Origin of the sequence: Paenarthrobacter sp. CCNWLY172, from assembly GCF_037402035.1 — a bacterium.
GTDB lineage: Bacteria > Actinomycetota > Actinomycetes > Actinomycetales > Micrococcaceae > Arthrobacter.
In genome coordinates this window covers 1-19,107 of sequence record NZ_JBBEGB010000004.1, presented here as the reverse complement: position 1 = coordinate 19,107, position 19,107 = coordinate 1, and the positions used below count along the sequence as shown (strand labels likewise).

Genomic DNA, 19,107 nt, shown 5'->3' with positions numbered 1-19,107 from the left:
TGTCATCGCGCAGGTGCCCGCTGTGCTGTATGTTGGGTGTTCTAAGCAATTCTTTTCACGATGCGGATAAGAGTTGTCGGAATCTGAGTCATGGGAGACAAGGGAATGGCTGAAAAAGCCTCCGGAGGCGTGCAGTCCGTTGAGCGCGTCTTTGAACTGCTGGAACTGATCACGGACGCGGGCGGCGACGTCACGCTCAGCGAACTCTCGTCGTCCACCGACCTGCCCTTGCCCACCATCCACCGCCTGCTCCGCACGCTGGTGTCCCTGGGCTACATCCGCCAGCTCCCCAACCGCCGCTATGCCCTGGGCCCGCGGCTCATCCGGCTCGGCGAAGGTGCCAGCAAGCAACTCGGCGCAGTGGCCCGTCCGCAGCTCAAGACACTGGTGGAACGCCTCGGCGAGACCTCCAACATGGCCGTCCTTGATTCGGACATGGTCATCTACGTGGCCCAGGTCCCGTCCATGCACTCCATGCGCATGTTCACCGAGGTCGGCCGCCGCGCCCACACGCACGATACCGGCGTGGGCAAAGCCATCCTCGCCCAGTTAGATGACGAGGTTGTCCGCGGCATCGTGGCCCGCACCGGCATGCCTACTCCCACGGCCAAGAGCATCGGCGACATCGACTCCCTGCTCGCTGACCTCAAGCTCATCCGCGAACGTGGCTACTCCATTGACGAGGAAGAGCAGGAGCTCGGCGTCCGCTGCTTCGCCATGGCCGTGCCCAACGCGCCCACGCCCACCGCAATCTCCGTGTCCGGACCGATCACCCGCGTTGACCAGAGCTTCGCTGACCGCGCCGTGCCCATGCTGCGTGAAGCTGCCATGGCGATCTCCGCGGAGCTGAACCAGAACTAGGCTTACCGCCCGCACCCGCCGGGGTGGCATTTGATGGCAATGTTTCCCAAAGCATTGCCATCTTTTGTTACCTCGGCGTTGGTTGTGGGCGGGTGGCTTTCTTCAGCATGGAGTTCACCACAATCGGGTGCACCGGCCGCACGAGGCTGAAGTACAGCTTCCCCCGCCACCCCTTAAGTACGACGGCGGTGGTCACCCTGATCAGTCGGCCCACCGGATCGACTCCGACGGCGGCCGCGAAGTCCAGGTGTTTGTCCCGGACAAAAATCAGGGCTTCTTCCCCGGACTGCTCCGTCACTCTGAACGTGTCCAGCGGGGCCTTGGGAACGCCGATCAAAGGGACCAGTGCCTGCCGCAAACCCATGGCTCCGGCAACCCAGCGGGGCATGGACTCCACGGCGAACAGCCGCTCTACCCATTCCGTGGGGTCCGTGCCGGCCCCTTGGGGAAGGACGGCCAAGCAGACGTCCGCATAGTCCGGCGTCGGGATCTTGCGTAAGGCCAATGAGTGGAAGCAAGGAGCCTGTTCGGTCATGGGCTGATCCTACGGCGCGCGTGGGAAGCGAGTGCCTGCGGTGGCGAGGGCGCCACGTGGGCGGGTTCCGGCGTCGTACATTCTGTTCCTGTCCGCTTTCCGCGCGAGGCGACAAGAGGCGGCAGTGTCCCCCAAGGAAACACTGCCGCCTGCTGTTGTTTGCGCGGTTGAAAGCTAGTGCTCCGACGCGCTGGAGGTCTTGAGCGGGACTTCCTTGCCGTCGGCGTCGATGAGCTTGCCGTTTTCGAAGCGGTCGCCTTCGCTCAGGCACTTGATGTCCTCTTCGCTGACAACCCGGTCAGTACCGGCGACGAACACCGACTGGTTGTCTGAATTGCCGGCTTTGAAGTGGTTGAAGAGGATGTTCAGCAGGATGGCCATGACGGCTGCCGAGCTGATGCCGGAGTGGAAGATCGTGGAGAACCAGGACGGGAACGCGTCGTAGAAGGACGGTGCGGCGATGGGGATCATGCCGAAGCCGATGGATGCCGCGACGATGATCAGGTTCATGTTGTTCTTGTACTCCACCTTGGCCAAGGTGCGGATACCGCTGGCGGCCACCGTACCGAACAGCACCACACCGGCGCCGCCCAAAACGGGCGTCGGAACCGCTGCTACAACGCGGCCCAGGATCGGCAGGAGGCCGAGGATCACCAGGATAAGGCCGCCGGCGCTGACCACGAAGCGGCTCTTGATGCCCGTGATGGCCACCAGTCCCACGTTCTGGGCGAAGGCGCTCTGCGTGAAGGAGTTGAACAGCGGGGAGATGGCGCTGGAGAGCATATCTGCGCGGAGGCCGTCGCCGATGCGGCGGGAGTCCACCTTGGTGTCCACGATCTCGCCCACTGCGATGATGTCGGCCGAGGTCTCTGTCAGGGTGACCAGGATGACGATGAGCATGGAGATGATGGCGGCGATTTCAAAGGTCGGCGCGCCGAAAGCGAACGGTGTGGGGAACGCGACGATGTCGCCTTGGCCAACCTTGGAGAAGTCGGCCATGCCTGCAATGAGGGCGATGATGGTGCCGATGACCATGGCCAGCAGGATGGAGAGCCGGGAGATGGCGGCGTTGCCAACCTTGCTCAGGAGAAGGACGACGCCCATGGTTGCCGCTGCGAGCCCAATGTTGGCCATGCTGCCGTAGTTGTCGGACTTGGCGTTGCCGCCCATGGCCCAGTTTGCCGCCACCGGCATCAGCGTCAGGCCGATGGTGGTGATGACTGTGCCCGTGACCACTGGTGGGAAGAATTTGATGATCTTGGAGAACAGGGGGGTGATCGCCAAGCCAATCAGCGATGCCACGATGACCGAGCCGAACACTGCCTGTATCCCGCCGCCGCCTTGGACGATCGCCACCATGGTGGAAACACCGGCGAAGGACACGCCCTGGACCAGCGGCAACTGCGAGCCGAAGAACGGAATACCAACCGTCTGCAGGATGGTGGCCAGGCCGCCAACAAACAAACAGGCGGCGATGAGGAGGCCGATGTCCTGCGAGTTCATGCCGGCAGCTGCACCGATGATGAGCGGCGGGGCAATGATTCCGCCGTACATGGTGAGGACGTGCTGGAAGCCGTAAGCGAAGGTGCTGCCAATTGACAGGCGCTTGTCCTCGGGGCGTTCCGGCTGATGCTTCCGCGAAGAGGTGGTATTCGCAGGGCGGGACTTCTTTTTGATGTTCATGGCAGACTTTCTGGGTTCATGGCAGACGTCTTCGTCTGGCTAACTGTGTCTGGCTAACAAAATCTTGGGGTTTTGGGGTTGGGTTTGTGTGCAGGTCCTTTGCGGGGCGCAAGTGGTGGGACCTGCACACATACCCTTGGATGGTGCGGTTTAGTGCGGCTTAGGTGCGGGCTTAGCAGAAGCCGGCGATGCCGCTCCAGGCAACCGGGGCAGCGGCGATGTTCTCGCGCTGGACGGTTGCTTCGATGAGGCCGTACGGGCGATCCGCGGCGAAGAAGACCTCGTTGGGGTTGTCCAGGCCGAATGGGCTCAGGTCAACCAGGAAGTGGTGCTTGTTGGGCATGGAGAACTTGATCTCGTCCACTTCGCTGTGTGCTTCCAGGACCTTCTTGCCCATGTCGAACAGCGTCTGCTGCAGGGCGTGGGAGTAGTTCTCGGTGAAGCCTTCCAGCAGGAGTGCCTTGATGTCCTCGTAGCTCTTGTTGAAGTCCGTGCCGGCGAAGTCCAGGTTGGTGTTGTAGCGCCAGCGGGCGGATACATCGGTGGCCAGGATGCGGTCGGTGGTCTCCGGCAGGGTGGTGTACTTGTCGCGCGGGTAGCCGACAAAGCCGGACTGCGTGGTCTTCAGGACGGTCAGGTCCTTGAGGCCGGAAATAAGGTGCGTGGTTGCGCCATCACGGACGACGACGGCGGTACGCACCTCTTGTCCGTTGCGAACGAAGCTGTGGTCGTGTCCCTCGCCATGGGCCTGGATGCGATCCCAGCTGTAGGCCTCGGCTTCCCAGCGGCCGCCGGTGACCCAGTCGAACCCACCTGTGAAGTGGTCTGCAAGGCGCAGGAGGAAGGACTCGGGGGAGCCGATGCCTTCACGGGCGAACGCATAAACGGTGTTCTTCTGGGTGTCGGTGGCAACGACGTGGCCGTTGTCGCCTTCGAGGTGCGCGGCCTGGAAGTCGCCGCGCAGCTGCGAGGTGACGTTCAGGTCTTCGATGTGGTGACGGTCCGTATCCCGAGTGACTTTGACGACGCGGACTTCTGCTTTGCCGTACTGGTTTTCGCCGAGGACGATGTTGTTGCTCATGGTCATATCCCAACTTCTGTGAGGTGGAACCTACGTTCCATCAATGAAATTAAGCGCGTGTTTCCACCGCGTTTCTGGTGGAGCCGACCCAACAAAAAGAGCCGACATCCATTGATGCCAGCTCATTACGACCCTGCCTGCTGCTCTCAGGTTACGTGACCTACGCCACGAACTCATTCGAGAGTAGCGCATGATTTCGGCTTGTGTATATGGATTCCGAAGGATCGTTATGAACCATCCAAATGTGACCGGGGCAACTCGGTTTGGCTTTTCGGGGGTCTTGACGCTTGCTTTGCCGCCTGCCTACACTTTCCACATAACAATAAAAGTTTTCCGAAGAGCGGAAACTGCATGCATGAGAAAGAGGAGGAACAGATGGACTCGAAGGATACGAACAACGTCGTGGAATTCCCGGCGCCCGGTCAGGAGCTGTACCTGCCCTTCGGTGCAACAGATCCGGACTTCTACATTCCGGCCGACTGTGACCGCAAGGCTGGCGGGTTCTCCCGTTGGCTGCGCGCACTCCCGGTGTTCGGCCGGCAGCGCCCCTGAGACCCTGCATCTTCGGGGCGCGGACTCTGCGCAACAGAGCCAACGAGGCGGGCGATACCTGGGGAGGTGTCGCCCGCTTTTGTGTGCCTTCTGTGCGCTCCGCCCCCGATTCGATGCTTCGCTGCAGATTAGACGGTAGGAGTCGTCTAGCCCGCAGCAAGCCATCGAATCGGGCTGGGTTAGCCTCGCGACGCATTCTGGTTCGGGGGAGATCCCGGTCTGTCCGGAACTCGGGAATGACTCCATGCAGATGCTTCGCTGCAGATTAGACGGTAGGAGTCGTCTGGCCCGCAGCAAGCCATCGAATCGGACTTTTCCACATAGGGCCGTACGCACCTGTCCCGGACTCGCGGGCTTGGCGAAAGTTGGCTCATGACTACTACCGCCCCCAAGGAACTCCCACCCGGCATGGATTTGTGGAGGACAGGCCAGCTTAATGAGGCAGGATTCAATGCCCGTGCCATAGCAGTCCTAGTGCGAGGGGGAGTTCTGGTGAGGCTCCGCCGAGGCTGCTACATTCGTGGGCGGACCTGAGCGGCGCAAAAACCTTGGGTCCGAAGCCGGCAACTGATCGCCGCGCACGCCCACGGGACACTCACGACGTCGGGCGGTGGCTTGGTCTACAGCCACACCTCCGCTGCCCGCCTCCACCGCCTGTTCCTGTGGGATGTTGACGACCGCGTGCACATTACGCAGAAGAAGACGCCGTCGCCGATTTCGCATGGCCGCGATGTAGCGGCCCATTCCAGAGTGCTTGGGGAGGGCGAGGTGGTCCTCGTGGACGGGCTGCCGTGTACTTCGCTGGAGCGGACAGTGGTGGACTGTTGCCTGATGTTGGACTACCGGCAGAGCCTTGTCTTGATGGACCAGGCCCTCCGAATTGGTGCTGATGTCGCGAGGTTGACGCAGATGTGCGAATTCCTGTCCGGCAGAAACGGAGTGCTTTCGCTGCGACGGGCTTTGGAAAATGCCGATCCCCGCTCTGAGTCCCCGGGTGAGACCCTAAGTCGGGAACTTCTGGTGCGACTCCGCATTGAGCCACCGGAACTTCAGGTGGAAGTCCGCACTGTTGAGGGCCGGCACCGTTTGGACTTAGCCTGGCGCGACAAGAAGGTGGCCTTGGAGTTCGACGGCAGGATCAAGTACTTCGACTACGCGCCAACGGATGAGGTTGTCTTCCAAGAACGTCAGCGCGAAAAGGCCCTGACTGAGCTCGGCTGGAAGTTCATTCGCATCAAATGGCGGGATCTGTTCCAGGAGCGCGACTTCAAGATGCGCGTGCTGCGAACTCTCCGCGCGGCCGAATAGACGAATCCCTGCGCACTCGACGGCTCCTGCCGTCTTATGCGCAGCGAAGCATCGAAATGGTGGAATGTGATCTGCGTAACAATCGGCGGGGCGCTGAGGGCTTCACGTAAGCTGGGCTGACGGCCACCCCCTTGGGTCTTGAAGGCCGTGGCGACCCTGACTGAGGGGTTGCGTTTGCTCGCTCGATGGCGCCGGCCTTACGTCCGCACGCGTCGCACCGCAGCATGTCGAGTAATACCGACGCTCGTCATCGAGCCGTGCCGGGTCACGATCCCCGGCCGAAAATCCCTGCCTCGGCAGGTGACAACGAGAGCCGGGTGTGGGGATTCCGGCACCGCAGCAGCCTGCTTGTGGCTGCTACCCCAAAGGAACACTGTCATGAAACTCAAGGTCTCAATGCTTGGGGTGGTGATCGCGTTGGCTCTGGCAGGGTGCACGACGCCGACACCGACACCGACACCGACTATAACCGCCACGGACGCATCGCCGAGTCCGACTACCGTAAGCCCGACGCCTTCGCCGAGTGCGACGACGGTTGGCCCGACCCCGACGCCTTCGCCGACGGAGACGAGCGAAAGCCCGACCCCGACGCCTTCGCCGAGTGCGACGACGGTTGGACCGACGCCGACGCCTTCGCCGAGTGCGACGACGGTTGGCCCGACGCCGACGCCGACGCCGACGCCCACCCCAACCCCATCCCCCACCCCAACCCCCACAACTCCAACCACCGGCACCCTCGCCAATCTGGCTCGGGTTCCCTGGGATGGCGGCCCTGCGTACTGGGCAAAGTTCCCCGGCGCAGCGAATCTTAACAACCCTAATCTGTTCCCCGTCAGCGTCTATTACGGAAAACCTGAGCACGCCACCCAATTGAAGGACATTGGCGTGAACGTTTACCAGAACGCCGAGCATGACGGTTCCACCATGGCGTCCATCACGAACACGGGAATGCTGGTCATCGCCGGAACAGAATGGTCCCGGACTGAAGTGGGCAGCAACCCGAACGTGGTTGGCTGGGACACCTATGACGAGTGCGACATGCTGGGGCTTGGCTGCGACGGTTCAACATATGAGCAGAACCTTCAGCAGATGAAGAACAAGGTGGCCCAGATCCGTGGCTTCAACGACGGCAGGTTTGCGTTCGCCAACTATTCCAAGGGCATCCTGGGAACCTATTGGGCGCCGGGGCTCATGGATGACTTCATGTCTGCTGTTGACGCGGCATCCGTGGATAACTACATGTACACGCGGGCGGATCTGCAGGACGAGTTGAACCGGACGCCGGCATGGCCGGAGGGTGCGAACACTGCTACCTCGGCGGCCTACGGCTGGCAGATTGACCAGATGCGCAAGTTCCAGTCGGCGCCGGGTATCCATCCGAACTGGATATTTGTTGAGTCGGCACGCCCGTTCCTGAATGCCTCCAATGACCGCACCATCACACCGGAACAGATGGAAGGCGCTATGTGGTCCGGCATCATCCATGAGGCACGCGGGATCAGTATCTTCCAGCACAACAACAATGGCCAGGCAGGCTTCGGGACGTACTCACTGGTTCAGGCGCCGGCTGACAGGAAGGCGAAGATCAAGGCTGCCCTAGCCGGTATCCAGTCCTTGGCACCTGTACTCAACACGCAGAGCTATGTGTGGGACGCAGGCGCCGCGGGCACGGACACGATGCTTAAGGCGAAGGATGGAAGTGCCTACCTCTTCGCAGGCATCGGCTTGAACGGCGGTACAGGTTCCAAGACGTTCACCCTCCCGGCCGGGATCACCGGTACGCAGGTGGAGGTTGTGGGCGAGAACCGCACCATCTCTGTCCAGAACGGAAAGTTCACAGACTCGTTCGCCAACGAGTACACACATCACATCTACAAGATCACGATCTGATACAACTGGCGGTCGGCAGCGAGATCGCCGGAATAGTGCGAAATCGCCGGAACGTTCCCTGTGAAATGGACGCGTTCCGGCGATCTCGCGCAAGCGGCACCGAACCTACCCCGCAACCAACTTCCGTGCCGCCGCCGAGTGCTCAGCGATCAGACCGGCCACGTCCAGCCCCGGAATTGCACCGTCAACCACCCGCCAAGCACCCCCCACCATCACCCGGTCGGCACGGTCCGCACCGCAGAGCAGCAACGCGGCAACGGGGTCGTGGCTGCCCGAGAATCGTAAGGAGTCGGGTTTGAACAGGGCCAAGTCCGCCTGCAAACCCGGAGCCAGTTGCCCAATGTCGGAGCGCCCAAGAACCGCGGCGGATCCACGGGTGGCCCAGCCAAGGGCCCGCTCCACAGGAACTGAAGCGCCGTAGCGGAGCCGCTGCAAATACAGTGCCTGCCGGGCTTCGAGGATCATGTTGGAAGCATCGTTCGACGCCGATCCGTCCACTCCCAGCCCTACGGGGACACCAGCAGCCTCGAGTTCCAGGACCCTCGCGGTTCCGGAGGCCAGGCGCATGTTGGAAGTGGGGCAATGCGCGACGGCGGTGCCCGCGGCTCCCAGCCTGGCGATCTCCTCGTCGTTGAAGTGGATGCCGTGTCCCAGCCAGGTCCGGTTGCCCAGCCAACCCACGGACTCCAGGTAATCCACGGTCCGCAGTCCAAACATGGACCGGCAGAAGTCTTCTTCATCAATGGTCTCGGCTAAATGCGTGTGCAACCGGACATCGAATCGTTCGGCCATAGCGGCACTCTCGGCCATGATTTCCTTGGTCACGGAGAAGGGCGAGCAGGGGGCCAGTGCGATCTGCACAACGGCTCCGTCACCGGTCTCGTGATACTGGCGAATGAGCCGTTCGCTGTCCGCAAGGATCGCCTCAGGTGACTGGACCGTGGTCCTGGGCGGCAGCCCGCCGTCGTCCTCTCCCAAGGTCATGGACCCGCGGGTCAAGGTAGCGCGCATGCCCATGGAACGTGCGGCTGCAACCTCAATGTCAATCGCGTCTTCCATGCCGTCGGGGAAGAGGTAGTGGTGGTCGGCAGCGGTGGTGCAGCCGGAAAGCAGCAGCTCAGCCAGCGCAACCTGTACGGCAAGCTCAAGGCTCCGGGGCGTCAGCCGCGCCCACACCGGGTACAGGTTCTGGAGCCATGGGAACAGGGGAGCGTTGGCCACGGGACCCCACGCGCGGGTGAGCGTTTGGTAGAAGTGGTGGTGCGTGTTGATGAGGCCGGGCAGGACCACATGGGAGGAGGCATCAAAGACGTCGGCGGGAGATGAAGGCTGCCCGCCCGAAGGCACCAGCTCTACGATTTTCCCGTCGGAAACCACCAGGCCGCCACCGGCGTCGAGGTCGTTAGCGGTGAAAATGCCCAACGGATTCTTGATCCAAAGTGGGGTCATGACAGGTTCCTTGTCTGGTCGGCGTGTACGCGTTCCAGCTCAGTTAGGCCCTGTCTGCTGATCCAGGTGCCGGACCGTCAGAATGCGGCCCAGTCCGAAAAGCGTAGAATGCCCGACGGCGGCGGTCAACGTCCGTGGGGCGTCCCCGGTCACATTCGGCCACCAGAACCGTGGAATAAGTAATTTCGCATGACGAAATTAAGTTTTCAAAAAACTATGGCGCGGCTCACAAAGCTGGTGCTACGCTCTAACTGCCAAAGGCGGGCACCCGGACCTCGGGAAGCTATCTACCAGGCGCAACTTAACCTTCATCGCACATGCTGAAGCCTGGTAACCAAGCTAACTGGAGCTCTTCTCTGTAGCGCCCCCACATAGGTCACCTGGCTTCCTCAGCACTAAGGAAGTCGCAACATGAGTAAAACCGTCACGGCCGAGCAATTCCTGGCCACATCCATTGAGCTGGCTACAGCCAATGTCCTCAACAGTGGGGGCCCGTTCGGCGCCGTCATTGTCACCGCGGACGGACGAGCCTTCGAAGGCGTCAACCGCGTCACCGCCACGAACGATCCCACCGCCCACGCAGAAGTCACGGCCATCCGCAACGCCTGCCGCGAACTGGGAACCTTCGATCTCAGCGGAGCAACCCTCTACACCAGCTGCGAGCCATGCCCCATGTGCCTGGCCTCCGCACTCTGGGCACGCGTTGACCGCGTGTTCTTTGCCGCAGACCGTCACGACGCCGCATCCGTCGGCTTCGATGACGCTGTCTTCTACGAGTACTTCGAGAATGACAACCGGGACGCGCTGATGCCGGTAGCCAAGCTGGAACTGGGCGACCCCCAGGCTCCGGCGGCCCTCCAGCCGTTCAACACATGGAACACGCTTGATTCCAGGATTGACTACTAGGGCCCGGTGGCTGACATGACAATCCTGGATAATTCCGCTGAAAAGCAGACAGCAGCTGAAAAGCAGGCTGCGCTCTTTCCCCAGGGAGACAGCGCAGAGCCCACAGCGGCAAAGCACACGGCAACCGGCCTGGCAGGTGGCAACAAGAAGCCCCCGGTGTCGAACTCCTTCCTGGACAAGTTCTTCCAGATCTCCAAGCGTGGATCCACGCTGGCCCGCGAATTCCGCGGCGGCCTGGTCACGTTCTTCACCATGGCGTACATCGTCATCCTGAACCCGCTGATCCTTGGCGGCTTCTCGGCAGAAAACGCTCCCACCGACGTCGCCGGCGGCTGGCTTTCGGCTGCACAGGTTGGAGCCGTCACCGGCCTGACCGCCGGCGTCATGACCATTGTTTTCGGTCTCATCGCCAACCTGCCCTTCGGCCTCGCGGCCGGGCTGGGCATTAACTCCTTCCTGGCCGTCGCGGTGATCCAGGAAGTCACGTGGCCTGAAGCCATGGGACTTGTGGTCATCAACGGCATCCTGATTGTCATCTTCGGTGCCACCGGCGCCCGGACGGCGATCTTCAAGGCAGTTCCCAAGGAGCTCAAGGCAGCCATCACCGTTGGCATCGGCTTGTTCATCGCCTTCATCGGCTTTGTGGACTCCGGCTTTGTCCGCGCCACCACGGGCGGCCCACCGGTTCAGCTCGGCGACAACGGCTCCATCACCTCCATCCCCACCCTTGTCTTCATCATCGGACTGCTGACCATGGGCATCCTCGTGGCACGCAAAATCCAAGGCGGCCTGCTGATCGGCATCGTCGCCACCACTGTCCTCGCCGCTGTTGCCGAGGCCGTGTTCCGCATTGGTCCAGGCAGCGCCGACAACCCCGGCGGCTGGCACCTCAACGTACCCATCCTGTCCAGCCAGCTGGTGTCCGTCCCGGACCTTAGCCTGGTGGGCCAGTTCGATCTCTTCGGCTCCTTCGCCAGGATCGGTGGATTGGCGGCCACCATGTTGGTCTTCACCCTGGTGTTCACCAATTTCTTCGACGCCATGGGCACCATGACCGGCCTGGCCAAGAGCGCAGGCGTGGCACACAAGGACGGTACCTTCCCCAAGCTGAAGTCGGCTTTCATTGTTGAAGGCATGGGCGCAGTGGTGGGTGGCGCAACGTCCGGTTCATCCAACACCGTCTACATCGACTCCGCTGCCGGCATCGGCGAAGGTGCCCGTACCGGCTTGGCCTCCGTGGTCACCGGCCTGTTGTTCCTGGGTTCGATGTTCTTCACGCCGCTCACCTCGGTGGTGCCGCTGGAAGTTGCAGCAGCAGCCCTGGTGGTGGTGGGTGCAATGATGATGGCGCAGATCCGCGAGATCAAGTTCACCAAGTTCTCCATCGCGCTCCCTGCGTTCCTGACCATCGTGACCATGCCGCTGACCTACTCGATCGCCAACGGCATCGGCGTCGGATTTATCTCCTTCGCCGTGATCAGCGCAGCGTCGGGTAAGGCCAAGAAAGTTCACCCGCTCATGTGGGTGGTCACGGCAGGCTTCATCATCTACTTCGCCCGCGGCCCCATCAACGCCCTGATGGGCGTCTGACCCGGAGCCGCACCCCGCGCCGGCGGTCATTCCGGCACTCTGATCGGCGGTCCGTCGGTACCCACCGCACGAATAGGCGTCCGCCGTCGTCGTCCTCTTAATACAGGCACGACGGCGGGCGGCGGTTGGGCGGTCGACGCTCCGTCAAGGAACGGGGGCAGGGAGATGAAGCCCTTGCCCCCGTTCCTATGAACTCTGACTGACTGAACTCTTACTGACTTAGCCGCGACTTCCCCTCAACAACCTCTGGAAATGAGAATATGAGGCAAGATCGCGCACTGCTCCGGCCGGGCCACCCGGCCGGGACACCTGGAAAAAGGACGTGTTGCCATGCTGGATCTGATGCCTTCACTGGGCAGCTGGCGGCCTGCGGTCTCCGGCCAGCGATGTGCTGTGGCCACGATCGTAGGGACCGGCGGCTCCGTGCCGCGGCCCATGGGGACCTCCATGATGGTCTCCGAACATGGCGAAATACTGGGCAGCCTGTCCGGAGGCTGCGTGGAAGGTGCCGTGGTGGAAGCGGCCCTGGAAGCAATGCGCGACGGCGGCCCCCGCCTTGAGTCGTTCGGCTACAGTTCCGAGGACGCCTTCGCTGCAGGGCTCACCTGTGGAGGAGAACTGGAAGTCCACATCCAGCCGCTCGGAGCAGGCTCTCCGGAACTTTCCGTTTTCACTGAACTTTCGGTTTTATCCGGACTGTCATCCTTCAAAGGCCAGTCCACCACGGCACACCCTTCCGAAGCCCAGCTTTCCGTGGCCCCTCCTGCCGTGGCGCTGATCCGCAGGCTGGATGCGGCGGGCGGTGTCGTCGTCGTGCATGATCCTGTGAGGTTCCGCGCGATGGAATCGGAGGAACTGGCCAAGCTGGTCGGAGACCATCCCTCCACACTCTTCGCGGCCGCCGCACAGGTGGAGCCGCTGCTCCAGGGCGGACGTGCCGGATTGGTCCGGCTCGCTCCGCCGGAGGGCTGCATCGATGGTTGGGTCACCACGGACAGGTGGGCAGCTGAGCACCAGGAAGAGGAAACCCAGCCCGAGCCCATCACACTATTCGTCGAAAGCCGCTTGCCGGCCGCGCGGATGCTGATCTTTGGTGCCAACGACTTTGGCGCCGCGTTGCTCCCCGCCGGACAACTGCTCGGCTACAACGTCACCCTCTGCGATGCCCGGCCTGCCTTCGCCCGGCAAAGCCGCTTCGCGGGGGCAGACCAAGTTGTCACTGATTGGCCGCACCGCTATCTGGAAGCCGAAGCAGCGGCCCGCCGCATCGATAACCGGACTGTGGTGTGCGTCCTGACCCATGACCCCAAGTTTGATATTCCCTTGCTGGAGACCGCACTCCGGTTCAACCTGGCCTACGTCGGGGCGATGGGATCCCGTAGAAGCCATCGCCAGCGGGTCGACGCCTTGCTCGAGGCCGGCACGACGCCGGAGTCCTTGGAACGGCTGCATTCACCTATCGGTCTGGACCTTGGCGCCGTGACCCCCGCGGAAGTAGCGGTATCCATTACGGCGGAAATCGTGGCGGAACGCGGGGCGGCAGCCCCGGAGCGAGGGGGCAGTGCGGCCGGAAAGACCCCCGGCTTCCCTTCACTCAAGGACAGCATCGGCCCGATTCATCCGGCTCCGTTCCACCCAGCACCTCAACACCTCACTCAGGAGGACCCATGGACATGAACACCATCGAGGCCGTGGTCCCCACCACGGACCCCGCACAATGGCGCGACGGCGATGCCTGGCTCGCCGGTGGCACGGTCCTTTTCTCCTACGGAAGCACCGTCCTCAAACGGCTTCTTGACCTTGGCCAGGCCGGCTGGCCCGCCGTGACCGTGACGGACAAGGGCATCGAACTCGCCGCCACCTGCACCGTTGCGCAGCTGTACGCCTTGCCGCAAACTGCCGAAGCAGCCAGCCGTGAATGGCCTGGCTTGGCCTTGGTCCGCCCTTGCTGCGACTCGTTCGTGGCTTCGTTCAAGATCTGGAACATGTCCACGGTGGGCGGCAATATTTGCACCGGCCTCCCGGCAGGGCCCATGACGTCGTTGTGCGCCGGACTGGACGGCATCGCCACCATCCTCAGCGCGGATGGCACCAGCCGGGAAATTCCGGTGGCCGACGTCGTTACAGGGGATATGCAGACTGACCTGGCGCCGGGAGAGCTGCTGCGCAGTATCCATCTCCCCGCCGGCGCCCTTTCCGCGAGGGTTGCCTTCCGGCGTTTGTCCCTCAGCAACCTCGGGCGCTCAGGCGTGCTGCTGATCGGACGGCTCGACCCCGACGGCGCCTTGGTCATCACTGTGACTGCCTCGACCAAAAGGCCGGTACAACTGAGGTTCCCTGCCGGGCAGGTTCCCGACGCCGGGACGTTGGCTGACGCCGTCGGCGAATCAATTCCCTGGCCGCTGTACCACGACGATATCCACGGGCTCCCCGCTTGGCGCCGCGACATGACGTTCAAGCTGGCCGAAGAAATCCGGGCGGAACTGCTGGGCGAGTCCATGACCGTGTCCGGCGATTTCTGGCCGCCACACAACACCTCGCCCCAGCCGTCCACGCAGCCCGCACCATCCACCACCCAGCAGAAGGAGGCCCCGAATGGCAATTGAGATCAACGGAACTGCCTCGCAGGCCACACCCCGCCCCGGCCAGTGCCTCCGCACGTTCCTCCGCGAAGAGGGCAACTTTGGCGTCAAGAAGGGCTGCGACGGCGGCGACTGCGGAGCCTGCACCGTCCACGTTGACGGAACACCCGTCCACAGCTGCATCTACCCGGCTGTCCGTGCCGAGGGCAAAGCAGTCACCACCATCGAGGGCTTGGGCAGCGCAGAAGGCCTGCATCCAGTGCAGGAGCAGTTCCTGGAAGCCCAGGGTTTCCAGTGCGGGTTCTGTACCGCCGGAATGATGATGACCGCGGCCACCTTCGACGACGAGCAACGCGCCAACCTGCCGCGCAACCTCAAGGGCAACCTATGCCGCTGCACCGGTTACCGCTCCATCGCGGACGCGGTCTGCGGCCACGGCGGCGATCACCAGCACGACGCCGGAGTTGACGTTTCGGGGGCGCAGTCGCCAGCTGCCGTTCCCACCGCGGTTGTGCCCGCCACTCCCGGTCAGCTCGGCGACAACGTTCCCGCACCCGCCGGTCAGGCTGTGGTCACCGGAACCGCCCGCTACACCCTTGATGTCCCGGCCGGGCAACTTCCGGGCCTGCTGCACATGAAGCTCCTTCGTTCGCCGCACCCGCATGCCCGGATTGTGTCCATCAACAAGGCCCCGGCGCTGGCGGTTCCCGGCGTCGTGGCGGTGTTCACGCATGAGGACGCACCGCAGCTGCTGTTCTCCACGGCCCAACACGAGAATTACACCGACGATCCCGATGACACCCGTGTGTTGGATAACGTGGTGCGGTTCATCGGCCAGCGGGTTGCGGCCGTCGTCGCCGAGTCCGTTGGGGCGGCAGAGGCCGGCGCCCGCGCCTTGGCTGTTGAGTACGAACTGCTGGAACCGGTCTTCACTCCGCAGGAAGCCATCCTTCCTGGAGCCCCGGCGATTCACGGAGAAAAGGACGGAGTCTTCTCCCGCATTTCCCGCCCGCTCCAGAATGTGGTGGCAGAGGTCCATGCCGAACTTGGGAGTGTTGCTGATGGGTTCGCGGCTGCGGACTTCATCCACGAGCACACGTACCAAACCCAACGGGTGCAGCACGTGGCCATGGAAACGCATGCTTCCATTGCCTGGCTGGATGAGGAGGGACGTTTGATGATCCGTTCCTCCACGCAGGTTCCCTTCTTGGTAAAACGGACGCTGAGCCGGGTGTTCAACCTTGCGCCGGAGACCATCCGGGTGGTGGCCGGCCGGGTTGGTGGCGGATTCGGTGGCAAGCAGGAAGTCCTCACCGAGGACCTGGTGGCGCTTGCCGCTTTGGCTCTTCGCAGGCCCGTCCAGCTGGAGTTCACCCGTACTGAGCAGTTCACGGCAACCACTACGCGCCACCCCTTCACCATTCACCTCAAGGCGGGTGCCAGCCGTGACGGTGCCCTCACCGCGCTTCAACTGAACGTCCTCACCAACACCGGTGCCTACGGAAACCATGCGCCGGGAGTGATGTTCCACGGTTGTGGCGAATCGTTGGCCGTCTACAAGTGCGTGAACAAGAAAGTGGACGCGCACGCGGTGTACACCAACACCGTCCCCGCCGGTGCCTTCCGCGGGTATGGGCTGAGCCAGATGATCTTCGCGATCGAATCGGCGATCGATGAGCTGGCTGTCGGCATCGGCATGGATCCGCTCGAATTCCGGCTCAAGAATATGGTCCGCCCCGGTGATCACATGCTGTCCACCACCCCCGAGCCGGAAGAAGACGTGCACTACGGAAGCTACGGCCTGGACCAGTGTGTTGCTTTGGTGCGGGACGCCCTGGACCGGGGCAAGGAACGATACCGCGCCGCCGGACTGGACGACCTCGGACCGGACTGGGTGGTGGGGGAGGGCTCGGCCCTGTCCATGATCGACACCGTCCCGCCGCGCGGCCATTTCGCCCACACCCGGGTGAGCCTGGAAGCGGACGGAAGGTTCGCCGTCGACGTCGGTACTGCCGAATTTGGGAACGGCACCACAACTGTTCACGCGCAGCTGGCCGCCACGGCGCTTGCGACCACGGCGTCCAAGGTGACGGTCCGCCAGTCCGATACCGACCTCGTGGAGCACGACACCGGGGCTTTTGGCTCGGCCGGAACCGTGGTGGCCGGCAAGGCGACACTCGGTGCCGCATTGGAACTCGCCACCCGGATCCAGACGGTGGCCGCTTCGCTGACCGGAGCGGCCCTGACGGATTGCCGGCTGGTGGATGGCGCCGTCGAGTGTGGCGACCGCACGGTGACGCTGGCGGAAATCGTCGACGCCGCCCGGCTGCAGGGCGTTCGGCTCGCCACCGACGGCAACTGGGGTGGGACGCCGCGATCTGTCGCGTTCAACGTCCATGGCTTCCGTGTTGCCGTTAATACGGGAACCGGTGAGCTGAGGATCCTGCAGAGTGTCCAGGCCGCCGACGCCGGTGTTGTGGTGAATCCGCGGCAATGCCGTGGACAGATCGAGGGCGGCATTGCGCAGGCCCTCGGCGCGGTGCTGTACGAGGAAGTGAAAGTGGACGACGCCGGACGGGTCACCACGGACATCCTGCGGCAGTACCACATCCCGTCGTTCGCTGACGTGCCCCGGAGCGAGGTGTACTTCGCCGCTACCAACGACTCCACTGGCCCCCTTGGCGCGAAGTCCATGAGCGAGAGCCCGTTCAACCCGGTGGCGCCCGCGCTGGCCAACGCCATCCGCAACGCGACGGGGATCCGCTTTGGCGAGCTGCCCATCGCGCGGGACAAGATCTATCTGGCCCTCCGCGACCGCACCACTGCGCCCGTGTAGCCCAACTGAGTAACAGCAAACGTCGGTATGAGCCCTCAGTGCGACGTTTGCTGTTACTCACTTGGGTGAGACGGCGAGCTCCATGAACACACTGTTCGGGTCCAGGGTGTAGTCCCCGAATGGGGGGCATTCGGTGAAACCGTGCCGGGCATACAACCGGCGGGCCGGAGCGAAATAATCCTCGGTTCCCGTTTCCAGGCTCAGGCGCTCGAACCCTCGCACACGGGCTTCGGCCACGATGTGCCCCAGCATCAAGGTGGCCACTCCGCGTCCCCGCGCGCTGGCCGCAGTGCGCATGGACTTGATCTCGGCCTGCCCGGCGGAGAGCGTCTTCAACGCACCGCATCCCAGCAACACACCATCCTCGCGTGCCGTCCAGAACGTGATGGATTCGTGTGACAACGCCGAGTGGTCCAGCGCGTGCACGCTCTCAGCGGGCGACGTGGCGAACATGTCGGCCAGGTGCTCGCTGAGGAGTTGGTGGACATCGGGGCGTGCGGGATCGTCAAGATCAATGCGGATCATGCGTCCAAAGTTACCCGGGCCCTTGACCCAGGTACCAATACTTACATCTCCAGCAAATGCAGCTGGTCCTTCGTGTCCAGGTCCTCGCCGGAGCAAAGGTCGCTGCAGTCCACCAGGTCCACCAGGCCGGGATGGGCCTTCAGGAACGAGCGCGCTCCCGTGTCGCCATGAGCCGCGGCAGCGGCTTCGGCGCGGAGTCCGACGTCGAAAATCACCGGGTGCCTGCGCTTCAGGCGGCCCGACTCATCAGGGTACGCGGCCGCGGTAACCCGACCGGGACGGTGGCTGCCCAGCAGCCTGCTCACCGCCGTCGGAGTTAGTCCGGGCTGGTCCACCAGCGCCACCATGATGCTGTTCCCAGGGGTGGCGGCGTCGATTCCGGCGCGGAAAGAGCCCGCCATGCCTTTACCCCACTGCTCGTTCTCCACCACCACGTAGGGGCCCAGATACGTGACGCTTCTGACGCGGTCGGCTTCGGCGCCGAGTACCACCACAACCTCGCGGCAGCCGCCGTCGAACAGGGTGTTGGCCAGAACCTCTACCAACGTCCGGCCGCGGAATGGGAGCAGCGCCTTCGGGCCGCGCCCCAAGCGGGTGCCGGCCCCTGCAGCGAGGAGCACGCCCGTGGTGGGGGCCATGCCGGAGTCAGTCATATCCTCACGATACGCGCGGGGGTGCATGCGGTCTCTAGCTCCTGGCTTGCTTTCTGGTACATCTACCTAATTCGGTTGCAGATTACCCGCGGGTAGGCCTTTTGATCGGCGTAAATGGCCATTATTGTCGATGGGGGAGTTGTGCAGTCAGCTCGTAGACGCAACGACGCGTGAAGGAACAGAAAATATGGCTGGCACTTTCGAAATTCTCAAAGCAGGATCCAACTCATTCCGGTTCAGGCTCACCGCCGAGGACGGCACGGTTGTGGCAGTGTCGCCACAATTTCCGAACCTCAAGGCCGTGGTGGCCGGCATCAACGCCGTCCGCGAAAATGCGGCAACGGGCTTTGTGGTGGACCGACGGAACCTGGGTACCTAGGTCCGGTCCAAAGAAACCAGCGAAAAAAAGTTGGCGGCAGTGTTCCATACGAACACAGCCGCCAACTTTTTTGTGCGGGTTGTCAGGCGTCGCCGCCTGCGCCGCCGGTGGTGCCGGCGTTCACGTCCAGCAGTTTGTAACGGTCAATGGCGTACGACGGCGCGCCCTCCTCGACTTCGCCCCTCGCCGCCAGCAACTGCAGGGTTTTGGCGACGATGGAGTGGGTGTCGTTTTTGAAGTAGCGGCGTGCGGCTTGGCGGGTGTCGGAGAAGCCGAA

17 protein-coding genes and 1 pseudogene are annotated in these 19,107 nt (G+C 63.0%); 11 read left to right on the top strand and 7 right to left on the bottom strand.

All coding sequences use genetic code 11. The annotated features are described in order from the left end of the window. The first annotated feature begins 105 nt into the window (after positions 1 to 105). The gene (locus tag WBN73_RS06795; RefSeq protein WP_011776026.1) at positions 106 to 861 is read left to right on the top strand and encodes an IclR family transcriptional regulator; all 756 of its coding nucleotides are present in this window, start codon (positions 106 to 108) and stop codon (positions 859 to 861) included. Between the two features lie 67 nt (positions 862 to 928). Here WBN73_RS06795 and WBN73_RS06790 read toward each other — a convergent pair whose 3' ends face one another. The 3 genes from WBN73_RS06790 to pucL form a co-directional block, all read right to left on the bottom strand. Beyond that, on the bottom strand, positions 929 to 1,396 hold the full coding sequence (locus tag WBN73_RS06790) for a DUF2867 domain-containing protein (RefSeq protein ID WP_337340024.1): 468 nt from the start codon (positions 1,394 to 1,396) through the stop codon (positions 929 to 931). Positions 1,397 to 1,570: 174 nt separating this feature from the next. After that, positions 1,571 to 3,079, bottom strand: coding sequence for a nucleobase:cation symporter-2 family protein (locus WBN73_RS06785; RefSeq protein WP_207594697.1), 1,509 nt, complete (start codon positions 3,077 to 3,079; stop codon positions 1,571 to 1,573). 172 nt (positions 3,080 to 3,251) lie between these two features. Next, a complete protein-coding gene (pucL, locus tag WBN73_RS06780; protein WP_207594695.1) occupies positions 3,252 to 4,166 on the bottom strand; it encodes a factor-independent urate hydroxylase in 915 nt (304 codons plus the stop codon). Positions 4,167 to 4,535: 369 nt separating this feature from the next. Here pucL and WBN73_RS06775 point away from each other — a divergent pair, with 369 nt between their 5' ends. The 4 genes and pseudogenes from WBN73_RS06775 to WBN73_RS06760 all read left to right on the top strand — a co-directional run bounded on the left by WBN73_RS06775 (position 4,536) and on the right by WBN73_RS06760 (position 7,910). Beyond that, positions 4,536 to 4,712 (top strand): hypothetical protein, encoded by a 177-nt coding sequence (locus WBN73_RS06775; protein WP_014922716.1) that lies wholly within the window; start codon positions 4,536 to 4,538, stop codon positions 4,710 to 4,712. Positions 4,713 to 5,084: 372 nt separating this feature from the next. After that, positions 5,085 to 6,020, top strand: a pseudogene (locus tag WBN73_RS06770) (type IV toxin-antitoxin system AbiEi family antitoxin domain-containing protein). 431 nt (positions 6,021 to 6,451) lie between these two features. Further along, on the top strand, positions 6,452 to 6,832 hold the full coding sequence (locus tag WBN73_RS06765; protein WP_337340025.1) for a hypothetical protein: 381 nt from the start codon (positions 6,452 to 6,454) through the stop codon (positions 6,830 to 6,832). Positions 6,833 to 6,905: 73 nt separating this feature from the next. Next, positions 6,906 to 7,910: a hypothetical protein gene (locus tag WBN73_RS06760; RefSeq protein WP_337340026.1), complete on the top strand. Its 1,005-nt coding sequence runs from the start codon at positions 6,906 to 6,908 to the stop codon at positions 7,908 to 7,910. Between the two features lie 105 nt (positions 7,911 to 8,015). Here WBN73_RS06760 and WBN73_RS06755 read toward each other — a convergent pair whose 3' ends face one another. Next, the gene (locus WBN73_RS06755) at positions 8,016 to 9,359 is read right to left on the bottom strand and encodes an 8-oxoguanine deaminase (RefSeq protein ID WP_337340027.1); all 1,344 of its coding nucleotides are present in this window, start codon (positions 9,357 to 9,359) and stop codon (positions 8,016 to 8,018) included. A gap of 411 nt (positions 9,360 to 9,770) precedes the next feature. On the opposite strand from WBN73_RS06755, the gene WBN73_RS06750 reads away from it, so the two are divergent. The 5 genes from WBN73_RS06750 (at position 9,771) to WBN73_RS06730 (ending at position 17,273) form a co-directional block, all read left to right on the top strand. After that, positions 9,771 to 10,265 (top strand): nucleoside deaminase, encoded by a 495-nt coding sequence (locus tag WBN73_RS06750; protein WP_280623513.1) that lies wholly within the window; start codon positions 9,771 to 9,773, stop codon positions 10,263 to 10,265. A gap of 6 nt (positions 10,266 to 10,271) precedes the next feature. After that, the gene (locus tag WBN73_RS06745) at positions 10,272 to 11,855 is read left to right on the top strand and encodes an NCS2 family permease (protein ID WP_207594691.1); all 1,584 of its coding nucleotides are present in this window, start codon (positions 10,272 to 10,274) and stop codon (positions 11,853 to 11,855) included. Between the two features lie 330 nt (positions 11,856 to 12,185). Beyond that, positions 12,186 to 13,532: an XdhC family protein gene (locus WBN73_RS06740; protein WP_337340028.1), complete on the top strand. Its 1,347-nt coding sequence runs from the start codon at positions 12,186 to 12,188 to the stop codon at positions 13,530 to 13,532. Further along, positions 13,523 to 14,461, top strand: a complete 939-nt coding sequence (locus WBN73_RS06735) for an FAD binding domain-containing protein (RefSeq protein WP_337340029.1) — start codon at positions 13,523 to 13,525, stop codon at positions 14,459 to 14,461. The genes WBN73_RS06740 and WBN73_RS06735 overlap by 10 nt, the downstream gene beginning before the upstream one ends. After that, positions 14,451 to 17,273 carry a molybdopterin-dependent oxidoreductase gene (locus tag WBN73_RS06730; RefSeq protein ID WP_337340030.1) on the top strand — a complete coding sequence of 941 codons (2,823 nt, stop codon included), beginning with the start codon at positions 14,451 to 14,453 and terminating at the stop codon, positions 17,271 to 17,273. The genes WBN73_RS06735 and WBN73_RS06730 overlap by 11 nt, the downstream gene beginning before the upstream one ends. Before the next feature lie 57 nt (positions 17,274 to 17,330). Here WBN73_RS06730 and WBN73_RS06725 read toward each other — a convergent pair whose 3' ends face one another. Both WBN73_RS06725 and nboR read right to left on the bottom strand, forming a co-directional pair. Then, positions 17,331 to 17,798: a GNAT family N-acetyltransferase gene (locus tag WBN73_RS06725; RefSeq protein ID WP_207594683.1), complete on the bottom strand. Its 468-nt coding sequence runs from the start codon at positions 17,796 to 17,798 to the stop codon at positions 17,331 to 17,333. 41 nt (positions 17,799 to 17,839) lie between these two features. Continuing rightward, complete coding sequence (gene nboR / locus WBN73_RS06720) at positions 17,840 to 18,478, bottom strand: nicotine blue oxidoreductase (protein ID WP_337340031.1); 639 nt, start codon at positions 18,476 to 18,478, stop codon at positions 17,840 to 17,842. 160 nt (positions 18,479 to 18,638) lie between these two features. On the opposite strand from nboR, the gene WBN73_RS06715 reads away from it, so the two are divergent. Beyond that, positions 18,639 to 18,830: a YegP family protein gene (locus WBN73_RS06715; RefSeq protein WP_207594679.1), complete on the top strand. Its 192-nt coding sequence runs from the start codon at positions 18,639 to 18,641 to the stop codon at positions 18,828 to 18,830. An 82-nt stretch (positions 18,831 to 18,912) separates the two neighbouring features. Here the strand turns inward: WBN73_RS06715 and WBN73_RS06710 are convergent. Beyond that, positions 18,913 to 19,107: hypothetical protein (locus WBN73_RS06710; protein ID WP_146116699.1), on the bottom strand; the 195-nt coding region annotated here is incomplete at its 5' end.